The 12,300-nt window shown below is 56.6% G+C and carries 12 protein-coding genes; 7 read left to right on the top strand and 5 right to left on the bottom strand.

Annotation, left to right across the window (positions count from 1 at the left end; all coding sequences use genetic code 11):
- Positions 1-97: 97 nt before the first annotated feature.
- The 4 genes from argC to M4951_RS17600 form a co-directional block, all read right to left on the bottom strand.
- Positions 98-1,114: an N-acetyl-gamma-glutamyl-phosphate reductase gene (argC, locus tag M4951_RS17615; protein ID WP_262022948.1), complete on the bottom strand. Its 1,017-nt coding sequence runs from the start codon at positions 1,112-1,114 to the stop codon at positions 98-100.
- 110 nt (positions 1,115-1,224) lie between these two features.
- Positions 1,225-1,896 carry an NUDIX hydrolase gene (locus tag M4951_RS17610; RefSeq protein WP_262022947.1) on the bottom strand — a complete coding sequence of 224 codons (672 nt, stop codon included), beginning with the start codon at positions 1,894-1,896 and terminating at the stop codon, positions 1,225-1,227.
- On the bottom strand, positions 1,874-3,463 hold the full coding sequence (locus M4951_RS17605; RefSeq protein WP_262022946.1) for a DUF6798 domain-containing protein: 1,590 nt from the start codon (positions 3,461-3,463) through the stop codon (positions 1,874-1,876). Before M4951_RS17605 ends, M4951_RS17610 begins: the two co-directional genes overlap by 23 nt.
- Positions 3,464-3,662: 199 nt before the next feature.
- Entirely contained in the window at positions 3,663-4,688 is a 1,026-nt protein-coding gene (locus tag M4951_RS17600; RefSeq protein ID WP_262022945.1) for a TIGR01212 family radical SAM protein, read from the bottom strand.
- A 22-nt stretch (positions 4,689-4,710) separates the two neighbouring features.
- Between M4951_RS17600 and M4951_RS17595 the strand changes: the two genes are divergently transcribed.
- Entirely contained in the window at positions 4,711-5,169 is a 459-nt protein-coding gene (locus M4951_RS17595; protein WP_315985737.1) for an FHA domain-containing protein, read from the top strand.
- Positions 5,170-5,279: 110 nt separating this feature from the next.
- On the opposite strand, the gene M4951_RS17590 is transcribed toward M4951_RS17595, so the two are convergent.
- Positions 5,280-5,564: a hypothetical protein gene (locus tag M4951_RS17590; protein ID WP_262022944.1), complete on the bottom strand. Its 285-nt coding sequence runs from the start codon at positions 5,562-5,564 to the stop codon at positions 5,280-5,282.
- Positions 5,565-5,827: 263 nt separating this feature from the next.
- Here M4951_RS17590 and M4951_RS17585 point away from each other — a divergent pair, with 263 nt between their 5' ends.
- The 6 genes from M4951_RS17585 to M4951_RS17560 all read left to right on the top strand — a co-directional run bounded on the left by M4951_RS17585 (position 5,828) and on the right by M4951_RS17560 (position 12,221).
- Positions 5,828-7,300: a nicotinate phosphoribosyltransferase gene (locus M4951_RS17585; RefSeq protein WP_262022943.1), complete on the top strand. Its 1,473-nt coding sequence runs from the start codon at positions 5,828-5,830 to the stop codon at positions 7,298-7,300.
- Between the two features lie 3 nt (positions 7,301-7,303).
- On the top strand, positions 7,304-7,993 hold the full coding sequence (locus M4951_RS17580) for an NUDIX hydrolase (RefSeq protein ID WP_262022942.1): 690 nt from the start codon (positions 7,304-7,306) through the stop codon (positions 7,991-7,993).
- A 13-nt stretch (positions 7,994-8,006) separates the two neighbouring features.
- On the top strand, positions 8,007-8,624 hold the full coding sequence (gene pncA, locus M4951_RS17575) for a bifunctional nicotinamidase/pyrazinamidase (protein ID WP_262022941.1): 618 nt from the start codon (positions 8,007-8,009) through the stop codon (positions 8,622-8,624).
- Between the two features lie 654 nt (positions 8,625-9,278).
- Positions 9,279-9,827 (top strand): RNA 2'-phosphotransferase, encoded by a 549-nt coding sequence (locus tag M4951_RS17570; RefSeq protein ID WP_262026937.1) that lies wholly within the window; start codon positions 9,279-9,281, stop codon positions 9,825-9,827.
- Between the two features lie 6 nt (positions 9,828-9,833).
- Positions 9,834-10,301 carry an MOSC domain-containing protein gene (locus M4951_RS17565; protein ID WP_262022940.1) on the top strand — a complete coding sequence of 156 codons (468 nt, stop codon included), beginning with the start codon at positions 9,834-9,836 and terminating at the stop codon, positions 10,299-10,301.
- A gap of 324 nt (positions 10,302-10,625) precedes the next feature.
- Positions 10,626-12,221 carry a hypothetical protein gene (locus M4951_RS17560; RefSeq protein ID WP_262022939.1) on the top strand — a complete coding sequence of 532 codons (1,596 nt, stop codon included), beginning with the start codon at positions 10,626-10,628 and terminating at the stop codon, positions 12,219-12,221.
- The last annotated feature ends 79 nt before the right edge of the window (positions 12,222-12,300 follow it).

The raw sequence follows: 12,300 nt of genomic DNA, 5'->3' as shown, positions 1-12,300 counted from the left end.
CATTCGTCATTTTGTTTAACCGCATTTCCCTCGCTCGCGCTTCGGGCTACGAAGAGAAATGCGGAGCAAAGTTTTCCATATCGCCAAGTCGAACGCGTTAGTTCGTCAGGGCGGTCGTCTCGGCAAAATCGTACATCAAATTGAAGTTTTGCACCGCGGCGCCGGACGCTCCTTTGATCAGGTTGTCGATTACCGACAGGACAATGATTCGCTCGCCGACCACGCGAGCCGTCAGATGGCAGTAGTTCGTCCCGCTGACATGCTTGGTCGCCGGCAGTCCATCCACGACCTGCACAAACGGCTCATCGACGTAGAACTGACGCAGAGCGTCGATCGCTTCGGCGGTCGTCACCGCGGCGGTCGGCTTGGCGTAGCACGTGCTGAGGATGCCGCGATCCATCGGAACCAGATGCGGCGTGAAAATGACGCTGCAAGTCTGGCCCGAAGCTTGGCCCAGGTTTTGTTCAATCTCCGGCGTATGGCGATGCGTGCCGACGCCGTAAGCCGCGAAGCTCTCGTTACATTCGGGAAAGAGCGTGCCCAGTTTCGGCGTTCGCCCGGCGCCGCTGACGCCGCTTTTGGCGTCGACCACAATATCGGTCGGCTGGATCATGCCGGCTTTGAGCAGCGGAGCCAGCGCCAGCGTAGCGGAAGTCGGATAGCAGCCGGGGTTGGCGACCAGGTCGGCGCCGCGGATCGGATCTCGAAACAGTTCCGGCAACCCGTAAATCGATTCTGGCAACCGCGCCGGATCAGGATGTTTCTCGCCGTACCATTTTTCGTAGACGACGACATCGCGCAAACGATAATCGGCGCTCAGATCAACGACTTTCATCCCGCGCTCGAGCAGGCCCGGTACGACGGCCGCGGACGCGGCGTGCGGCAAACAGCCGAAAATACAGTCGCACCGTTCGGCGAGTTGATCCAGCGATAGATTCTCCAGCGGAAGATCCAATCGGCCTGTGAGTTGGGGATGCACCGACGAGACGTGCGGGCGATCGTCTTGACGCGTCGTCAATGCGGTAATCTGCACGTCGCTGTGGCGCAGCAAAATCCGCGCGAGTTCAAATGCGGTGTACCCTGTTGCGCCAAGAATGCCAACGCGTATGGTCATTTTTCGTGCTTTCCCCAAATCGAAGAAGACCGCCAAGTGGGACGATCGCTGTTTAGTTCGCTTCAGTATAGAACTTCGTGGCCTGGGAGACACGGGGAGGCCGCCAAGGTTCAGCCAGCGGCTCGGCATTCCTCTTGCCGCAGCTGCAAGGCCAGGACGAAGTTCATCAAAATGTGGTAAGTCGCTCCCCAAAGTTGGCTGCCGCTGATCTCCAACGCAGGCCCGGTCAGCTGCAGTCCGCGGCGATTCACCTGAATGGTTGAACGAATCTGATCGTTTCCCAGGTCGGCGATCGGCAGAAAAATGAGTTCCGCTACTTCACGATCGCAAGGGGACCATGCGGTGACCTCGGCGCCGATCGACACAAAGCAGCGAACCCAAAAATTGCTGACGTAGATATAGACCGGGGATAGTTCGCCAGCGATCTGATCGGCGGAGACTTCGACTCCGGTCTCTTCGAAGAACTCGCGGCGAGCGGCGTCGACCGCGGTTTCGGCGACTTCGATCATGCCGCCAGGCAAAGCGATTTGACCTGAATGGACGTCGCCGACATCGGCGCGGCGGACCAGCGGCAACGACCAAACCCCATCGTGAGGGAACAGATGAATCAAGACCGCGGCCAAACGCGCGTCATGCCGGGGAGGTCCGTGGTGGCGCGAATAGACCAACTGCGGCGAGAGGGGGCCAGGGAAAGGTTGCGAGGGGAGGGCGCCGGCGAGTTGCTCGCTAAGCGGATCGATCCACGCGAAGGAATCGGGGCTATGGGATGCGAAAGATTTCATAGGGAGAATCGGAATGCTCGTCGGCCGGATAAACGCGCGGGAAATCCCAACCTTGAAAGGTCGGACGCGCCTGCTTGTCGACTACAACGTAGTCGATTTGGTAGTCGCGACTCAACATCCGAATCTGATCGGTCGTTAGTCGTTCGTACCGATTGGTGCGCCAGCGGCGCTCTTTCCAGCCGAGCAAGCTTTCCGCTTCTTGCGGAATATCTTTGTGCGTCACGACTTCGCTTCGCTGGGCGCTCCACTTGAACGTCCCTTGGTTCAGCGGCGTCAAAAAGGTGGCGCTGTCCGACGTGTTTTCCCGAATCCAGCCGCACATCGCTCGCCAGGCGGCGTAGTCCGAGACCGAAGCCATCTCATCTGCCGGCGGCATCGGCGCAGTGAGCCGTGACTGGACGCGCAGCGCCAAGCCGATCGTCGTCGCCAACAAGACAACCGCGATCGATGCGGATCGCAGCGCCGATCGATGCGGTTGCTGCTCCGCGACGAAGAGACGCAGCCCAACGCTCAAACTAAACGCGAGCGGCACGGCGACGTCACTGAGACGAAACCAATAAAAACGGAGCAGCTTGGCGCCCAGATCGTAGTCGCCTAACCAATAGCAGCAGATTTGGTCGATCGCCAGTCCGGCTGCTGCGATCAACAAGCTGCCGAAGGCAAAAGAGTTGACTAGCACAGCGCTGCTGTTGCGGCGCGAAGTCCAGGCGAATACCGCCCAACCGGCGGCGACGGCGCCAAAGCAGATTTGCCGCAACGAATCCATCCGATGCACGACCAGATGATGCGGTAAGCGATAAAAGACGTACAACTGGTGCGCTTCGCTTTGCATGTCGGCAGGCAGTCCGGCCGTTAGCAGCAGAGCAGGGACCAGCCCCAGCAGCGAGATCAGACCTCCCCCCATCAAGCCCGTCAGCATCGTCAAAAATGGCGCCGATTTTCGTCCCACCAAGAGCCACGCGACGCCGAGGGCGACCACGGCCCAGCCTCCGACCAAAATATGAAACGCGCTGGCGATTCCCAACGAAACCCAGGCCGGGTTCCAGCGGTTTTGGATCGCTAGTCCCAGTGCGATCAAGACAAAGGGATAGGCGAATGTTTTCCCTTCAACGCCGCCGACGACCCATTCGCCGGCGAGATGCCCATAGTGCAGCGTCACCAGCCAGATCGCCGCCGTGGCGATGCTGCACCACCGGTGTGGAATGACCAAAAAGCTCAGACGTCTCCACGCGGCGGCCAACGCTAACCACGAGATGACGCGCCCGATCCAAGCGACGACCGGCAGCGGAAAGAAGAGGGTCAGCCAGCCAAGCGTCCAATAGAACGTGTAGTGAGCGCCCGGCGCCGACAGAAAAAAGTCGTGCGGCAACCAGGCGGGATTCCAGTACTGCTTGGCTTTGCAGAGATAGTGCGGTTCGTTGACCTCGGGACCGAGGGCCGCAACGTAAAGGGCGAACAGCAGCGTGATCGCTAACGATTCCAGCGCAAACGGAATCCAACCACGTCGTGGAGACGAAGCGGAAGTGCAGTCAGCGGAATTCGCCTCATTCATGGTGGGCCGCAACATGCGGAGCGTCTGTCATCGTAGGGTGCGTCTTCGTAGGGTGCGTCTGGACGCACCAAGAATTGCCTAAGCGGCGTCCAATTCATTCGCGTGGTAACGCAACTTACTAGTGTTCCGTCATGGCTAAATTTTCGGTCGCCATGTGAGCGGGAAGCGGCGACTATCGGCAGGGTTTGGTGCGTCCAGGCGCACCCTACATCGTTCAAGCATCGGCGCCGCTCGGGACCAGCTTGCCTTGCCAGGTATCGCGGCGCTCCAGCTCGGCGGCGATCGTTTTGAGCGCGGTCGGTTTGTCGAGACACCACGAGGGGCCGACAAAGTAGTCAGGCGGAGCGTCGCCGATCGTCCGTTCGACCAGCATGTGCGGCGGCAACAACTCGAGGAAATCGACCAACGTGCTTGCGTACTCGTCCAACTCCATCAGGCGAACCTCGCCGGCGGCGACTTGATCGGCCAGCGGCGTTTTTTTGACGCAGTAAAGATTGTGGATTTTGACCGATTGGATCGGCGACTGGGCGATCGCTTGGGCGGTCGCCATCATGTCTGCGTGCGATTCGCCGGGGAGCCCTAGCATGACGTGGGCGCAGATTTCAAAGCCGAGCCCCTGGCTGCGTTCGACGGCGTCGTAGAACGCGTCGACGTGATGTCCGCGGTTCATCCAATCGAGCGAGCGATTGTGGATCGTTTGCAGGCCATATTCGACTGTCAGATAGGTACGTTCCGCCATTTCGGCCAGCAGATCCATCACCGGTGCAGGGACGCAATCGGGCCGCGTGCCGATCGCCATGCCGACAACCTTCTCGTGCGACACCGCCTGCTCGTAGAGCGGACGGAGTCGTTCGACCGGAGCGTACGTATTGGTCGCCGGTTGAAAGTAGGCGATAAACCGTTCGACCTTGTAGCGCATCTTGAGGCGGCGGATACCGTCGTCGATTTGGTCGGTGATCTTGCGAATCGGAACTCGGCGGCTGGGGCTGAAGCTACGATTGTCACAAAAGGTACAACCCCCTTTGGCTACCGAACCGTCCACATTGGGGCAAGTAAATTTTGCATCGACGCTAACTTTTTGGATGCGCTGCCCAAACTTCTTACGCAGAAAGAAGTTATACGAATAGTAGCGATGCCCGGCGAGTCGCCAATCGGGATTTGTCTGGGGGGGAGTAAGGACCAACGGATTGTTGACTGCTTTCTTGAAGGTGTTAGAGTGATCCGTAAGGCCAATGTTCATCTCATCTTAAATAATTTTCGTCATGGGCCAAGGGACGAAAATCGAAGAGGCACTTCGAAGAGGCACGTCAATGTTTGGTGAGCTCATTCCTGTGGGCGGGGGGGATCCTATTCCCCTGCTGAAGAAAAGTTTGTTGGTTGGACGGCGAGAAACGTGTGATATCGTGCTGCGATTCAAAAACGTTTCGTCCAATCACTGCCAACTCTATGTGAACAAAGGGTACTGGTTCGTAATCGATCAAAACAGCCGTAACGGCACGAAGGTCAACAGCCAGCGCGTTCAGACCGGCGAAAAGCGGATCGATCCCGGTGATAAGATCGCGATCGCGAAGCATGAGTACGAACTGAAGTATGATCCATCCGAACTAGGCGCCGTTGGGCCGCCGCCGGCTGAAGAGAATGTGATGGAAGACATTCTCAGCAAGTCGTTGTTAGAGCGAGCCGGCATCAACAGCAGTTCGCGACGATTTGGCGGCGAATAATATCTTTGCCATCCGAACGAAAAACATGAAAAAAAGCCCCGCAAAATGCGGGGCTTTTTTGTTGGATGCTCAGACGCGACGCCGCGTCAGACGACGCAGAGCGGCTTGCGTTAGTCTTTGTCGTCGTCCTCTTTGTCCTCTTTTTCTTCCTCGTCCTCTTTTTCGTCGTCTTCTTCTTCAAAGATCGAGGGATCGGCGTCGTCATCATCGTCATCGGACAATAAGTCGTCGTCGAATCCGTCGCCAAGCTCTTCCTGGTCTTCGAAATCTTCAAAGTCTTCGTCGAAATCATCGTCGAAGTCATCATCATCGAAGGTGTCGTAGTCATCCACATCTCCGTCGTCCGACAGTTCGCCGGTGACCAGAGCAGTGACTTCGGGGGCTGCTTCGTGCATAGGATCCGCTTCCAAGGGCAAAGCAGAGGGGGAAACGAGCGACATGGAGAAAACCTACCAAGATCTCGCAGTGGGAAAAAAAGGCTCAGGCGCCAGTCAAAGGGACGATTAGAAACGGACTTACGCCAAACCGTCAACAGGTCTCTTGGCCTGGATGCCCGCATTTTTTTTCGGAATATTTCGGTTCACGGCGAACCTGGCCGCTCGAGTGCGGTATCTATAGTGTACAGAAGACACTATTGGTTCCTTCGGAGGCGAAAATCATGTTGCCTACCCTCTATCGTGGGTCGCTCGCACTCTTGACCGACCTGTATCAGCTCACGATGGCTTACGGCTACTGGAAGCAGCGGCGTGCGGATCGCATGGCGACGTTTCAGCTTTTCTTCCGAAAACTGCCGTTCAGCGGGGGATATGCGGTCGCCGCCGGTTTGGAATTGGCCCTCGATTACGTGCGACAATTTCGGTTTGACGACGACGATTTGAGCTATCTGGCCACGCTCCGTGGGAATGACGATCGTCCTTTGTTCGAGGAAGAATTCTTCGCTTACCTGGCGAAGCTTCGCTTTACCGGCGATATCGATGCGATCGCGGAGGGGACGCTCGTCTTTCCGAACGAACCGTTGGTGCGTGTTACCGCTCCTCTGCTGGTCGCTCAGTTGTTGGAAACTCCTCTGCTGAATCTGATCAACTTTTCGACGTTGGTCGCCACCAAGTCGGCTCGCATCTGCCAGGCGGCTCGCGGCCAGCCGGTGCTGGAGTTTGGCTTGCGGCGTGCCCAAGGGATCGATGGCGGCCTCACCGGTACGAGAGCGGCGTATATCGGCGGCGCCGCGGCGACTTCCAACGTGCTCGCGGGCAAGCTGCTGGGAATTCCGGTACGAGGGACCCACGCTCATAGCTGGGTGATGGCCTACGGAGACGAACGGGAAGCGTTTGCTGACTACGCCGAAGTCATGCCCAACAACTGCGTCTTTTTGGTCGACACTTACGACACGCTCGACGGCGTCCGCCATGCGATTGAAGTGGGGCAAGACCTGCGGAAGCGGGGGCACAAACTGGCCGGCATCCGGCTCGACTCGGGCGATCTCGCTTATCTAAGCATCGAAGCTCGTCGTTTGCTGGATGACGCCGGCTTTCCCGAAGCGGCGATCGTCGGCAGCAGCGACTTGGATGAACATGTCATCCAGAGCTTGAAACAGCAAGGCGCCAAGATTTCGATTTGGGGAGTCGGCACCCGCTTGGCGACCGCCTATGATCAGCCAGCTTTGGGAGGCGTTTACAAACTGGCCGCAATTCAAAACGAAGCGGGCCAGTGGGAGCATCGCATCAAGCTCTCGGAGCAACGGATCAAAACGACCATTCCTGGCCGCTTGCAAGTGCGGCGCTTTCTGCAAGCTGGTCAAGTCGCCGGCGATCTGATGTACGACGAACTGCTGGGCGAGCCTGACTTGAATGCGATTTTCGACCCGGCCGATCCGCTTCGCCGGAAGAAATTGCCGGCGAAGCTGGAGAGCGAGTCGCTATTGCTGCCGGTCATGCGTCAAGGCGAAGTCGTCTACACATCGCCCCCGTTGGCCGAGATGCAAGCGAGAACCAAAGCTCAGCTTGAGCAATTTCACCCCAGCGTGTTGCGGCTTTTAAATCCGCACAGTTATCCGGTGGGGATCGATAAAAAGCTGTTCCGGCAACGCGAACAGATGATTCGCGAGGCTCATGGTTGGCGCGAGGAGGTTTAAGCCATGTCGTTTGTTTACGAATATGCTCGACCATCGGTCACGGTCGACTGCGTGATTTTCGGTCTGGATGAAGACGGCCTGAAAATTCTGTTGGTCCAACGCGACGCCGATCCGTACGAAGGGCGTTGGGCGTTGCCGGGCGGTTTTGTCGAGATGGACGAATCGCTCGATCAAGCGGCGCTGCGTGAGTTGCAAGAAGAGACCGGCGTTAGCGATCTCTTTTTGGAGCAACTTTACACCTTTGGCGCGGTCGATCGTGATCCTCGTACCCGCGTGATTACGATCGCCTATTACGCGCTGGTAAATTTGAAAGATCACCAGGTTGAAGCGGCGACCGACGCGCGAGCCGCCGCATGGTTTGAACTCGATGACCTGCCGTCGCTGGCGTTCGATCACGAGCAAATTTTGCAAATGGCGCAAGAGCGATTGCAAGGGAAGGTTCGCTATCAGCCGATTGGATTTGAACTGCTGCCGGAGAAGTTTTCGCTCCGGCAATTGCAACGGATGTACGAGACGGTGCTCGGACGCTCGCTCGACAAGCGGAACTTTCGCAAGAAGGCGTTGGGGCTAGGTGTACTAGAAGACTTGCAGGAAGTGGAACGCGACGTTTCGCATCGCGCGGCTCGGCTTTATCGTTTCAATCGCGAGAAGTACGAGCAACTCGTCAAAAATGGATTTCACTTCGAATTGTAAGGAGCCGGTGAACATGCGCGCTTTATTGCTGATCGACGTGCAAAAGGACTTTCTTCCCGGCGGCAGTCTGGCGGTCGCTGAGGGAGATCAAATTGTGCCGATCATTAACGCTTGTCTGCGAAAGTTTGACCTGGTCGTCGCGACCAAAGATTGGCATCCGCCTAAGCACGAAAGTTTCGCGAGTCAACATCACGGATACGCGGTCGGCCAGCAGATTGACTTGCATGGACTACCGCAGATCTTGTGGCCGGATCATTGCATTCAACAGACGAAGGGCAGCGAATTTTCAGATGACTTGCAGACGAGTGCGATCGATCATGTCGCCTACAAAGGAGATGATCCGCAAGTCGATAGCTATAGCGGCTTTTTCGACAACGATCGCCGACACGCCACCGGTTTGCATGACTGGCTGCAAGCCAAGGGAGTCGCCGAACTTTATCTCGCGGGACTCGCGACAGACTATTGCGTCAAATATACGGCGCTCGACGCGATCGACCTGGGATACCGCGTATGGTTGATTGTGGACGCGTGTCGCGGCGTTGATTTAAGCCCCGGCGATGTGAACGCCGCTTTGGAGGAGATGAAAGCGCACGGCGTCACCCTGATTCAAAGCGCTGACATCGCCCCCTAGAAAAATGGGGCAAGCATCCCTCTTCGTAGCCCGCAGCGCGAGCTTTGAAGTTGCGCTTTTTTGACAGAATAGAAGAATCGAACACGGCAAAGCCACGGATGAAGAGCGGTAAAACACGATGGGAATCAAGCGGAAAACCGTCACACTAGCCCGCTGCGCCAGCGAGGGAATACGGCTCGCCACTTCAATCCGTGTTAGGATCGCCAACTCTAGTCCCTCGCTGGCGCTGGCGGGCTAGTGTGACGGTTTTCCGCTAGCTGACCCATTTTGATTTTCCAACGCTTGAAAGTGAAGACGGCGCTGCGCGGCACGTATCGACATCAGCCGCACGGCGTTAGCCGCGGTTTCTGACAGGAACTCTTTGTCGACGGAAAATTGGAGACAAAAACCGCGGCTAACGCCGTGCGGCTGATTTTGGGGGAGAAGCTAGACGACAGAGGACTCTTTGTTCAGCTTGCTGAAAAGCGCTCTAGTGTGACGATTTTCGGTGGATTCGGAACCTGTTTGATCGTGCTTCACCCGTGTTCAACACTTCCTGAATTGCCCAATAGCGCAACCTCAAAGCTCGCGCTTCGGGCTATGAAGAGTAAATAGGCGGCGGCAATTTTCCATTGCCTAACTTCAATCATTCAAGATAGAGATTCAGTGAAAGAGATGGACGAGAAACAGCTTATAAAGACGAGCAAATTTCTTAGCTTGGTGCTGCGACATCAGCCCGATAAAATTGGAATCGAACTCGATGAGCAGGGTTGGATCGAAGTCGACGCGTTGCTCGCCGCGATCAATCGCGAAAGTCGGCCGTTGACCTTGGCGGAGCTGCAAGAAGTCGTGACGCGAAACGATAAGCGGCGTTTCCTGTTTTCAGCGGACGGGCGACGGATCCGCGCGGCGCAAGGGCATTCGGTCGAAGTGGAGCTGGGCTATGAAACAGCCGTGCCGCCTGAGGTGTTGCTGCATGGAACGCCGGAGACGTCGGTCGCGATTATTCTGGAGACAGGGCTGAAAAAAATGAAACGCCATCACGTTCATCTTCATCACGATCCGCAAGCGGCCAGCGCCGTTGGGCAACGACGGGGTAAGCCGGTGTTGTTGCAAATCGCAGCTCGACGAATGCATGCCGATGGTTATTTGTTTTACGTGACGCCCAACCAGGTTTGGCTGACAGACGAAGTTCCCCCTGCTTACTTAACTATTTTGGAATAACTCAAAATGAATGCGACAGGCAGGGTGATCGCGGTTTGCACTTCAACATCCGGGGGCATTCCCCGTTACTCGGTTGCAACGATCGAGTTGACGCAGCAGGGGATCGTCGGTGATAAGCATCGTTATCTCGAGCATGAGACTAACGAGCGAGCCGTGAGTCTGTTTGATGTCGAGCTATATGACCAGCTAACGATCGATGATGAGCCGGCGCCGCCGGGAAGCGTAGGGGAGAACATCACGGTCGCCGGCATTCGCCTTGGTCAATTGGTCGAAGGCGCCGAGGTTCAGCTAGGCGAAGTGATCGTGCGTTTGACTCGCCGTTGGGCGCCCTGTTACGCGCAACATCCGCTGACCGGAAAGACGCGACCGAATCGCGAAAAGCTAACAGGTTGGTTCGCGATGGTGATTCAAGCGGGAGAGGTCGCGGCGCACGACATGGTGACTCTCTCTACGAATTCTTCGCAAAATCATTGAACCAAAAACTGCATTGCGTTCACACACAAGTTACAATCGTGATTTGTTGATCATGCGTCGTGCGCCGGACTTCTATCGCCCATTGAACTCGTCCGACGTCGCAGGAAACTCGCCGCATTATTCGCCGGAGCGCGATACATTCTGCTGCGGATCTGGTTGGTGCAAGCAGCGCGGCGACAGGCGACTGTTCGCGGTGGTAAGTAACTAGGTTGCACGTAGAGAGTTGCGTTAACAGCCGCATGTTATCGCGAAACGTTGGATTGGCGTTGCGCATTATTTGTCAAAATCTCTGACTTCTATGAGAACAGGTTTGCGATGGTTCGAATGACATCTTCTTTGTGCGTAGGGCTATGCCTACTCGCGCTGCACGCTGCGTCCGTCCAAGCCGCCGATCATTTCTTTACGGTGGGGGGAGGGCCTGTCGCCAAGAGCAGTCAGATATCCTTAGAGAATAATGTTCTTTACTTTCAGCGGTCCCTCGCTCGCTTGGGGCTGGATCAACTGGAGCATCAAATCCTGTTCGACGACGGCGACAATCCGCAGGCCGATCTGCAGTACGAAGATGTCACGCGCGGCGAGGAAGATCTCCGTACGCTGCTGGCCGAGATTGTGGGGCCCAGCAACGGCGTCCAGTTCAACTATCGCTCGAGTTCGATCCCCGGCGTCAGCGGCGCCGCCGAGCCGGAAATGATTGAGAAGTCGCTCCAAGATCTCGCAGAGCGTCTCTCGGCAGAAGACCGTTTGGTCTTCTATTTTACAGGGCACGGCGGTCGCTCGAAGCCGACCAAAGAAGAACCTGCGAAAGGGGAGAAGAAATCGGAGAAGAAGAAAGAAGGCGATTCCAATAAAGAGGAGCCAAAGAAGCGAGCCAAGCCGCTCGTCAACAATCGGACGCATCTTTGGAACTCCCAGGAGATGACGGTCACCGAGTGGACCGAAAAGCTGGACGAACTGCCGGCCGACGCGCCGGTGATCGCCGTCATGGTGCAATGCTATAGCGGAGGTTTCGGCAACTTGATTTTCAAAGGGGGCGATCCAGAAAAGGGGATGGCCGAACATCCGCGCTGCGGGTTCTTTTCCACGGTGCCTGATCGGGTCGCCGCTGGTTGTACGCCAAACATCCAGCAAGCCGAGTATCGAGAATACTCTTCGTATTTCTGGGAAGCGCTGACCGGAGAGACCCGCACAGGTCAGTCGGTGACGCGACCTGATTTTGATCAAGACGGACGCAGTTCACTGTTGGAGGCGCATGCCTATACTGTGCTGAACGCCGACACGATCGACATCCCCACGCGGACTTCAGACGCTTTCTTGCGACATTACTCGGCCACGACTGGTCGAGACGGTTTGCTGTCGAGCCATTCTCCGATTGAAGTGTTGTTGGCGTCGGCCGATCCCTGCGAACGAGCGGTGATCGAAGGTCTCAGCCAACGGTATGAGCTTGTCGGCGCCGATCGCGGCAAAGAAGTCGAGGAAGCGATCCAGCGAATTCGAGAAGAAAAGAAAAAGGTCGATGGAGATCTCCGCGACAAAAAGCAGGAGTTGGGGACGGCGAAACGCGAAATCGCTAAAGCGATCCAGCATCGCTGGCCCGAGATCGGCAGTCCTTGGCACCCTGAAACGGCGCGTCTACTCGCCGAGGAAGCAGATGTCGTAAAGCAAGCGATTCTCGAGAATGAGAACTACGCCAAGCTCCAAGAAATCGATAGCGCGATCGAAGAGCTGGACGAGCAACGAGAGAATTTCGAACTCGAAATTGTAAAACTCGAACGTCTTCAATACTGGTTGGAAACGCGCGCCCTAGCGATCAATCTGGCGGTGATGGCGGACGCAGAGGCAAGGGAAGATTACGTCGAACTTGTGAAGCTCGAATCGCAGCATCTTGTCGAAACGCCCCCGGTCGTCGCCAACAAAGGTTAACTTGGCGCTTGGTATAGTCGTTCGCTAAAAAACAGCCGTCCGAGTAACTCGGACGGCTGTTTGCGTTTTTCCATGTTCC

Origin of the sequence: Blastopirellula sp. J2-11 (assembly GCF_024584705.1) — a bacterium.
Classification (GTDB): domain Bacteria; phylum Planctomycetota; class Planctomycetia; order Pirellulales; family Pirellulaceae; genus Blastopirellula.
This window is presented reverse-complemented; position numbering and strand designations above follow the sequence as displayed.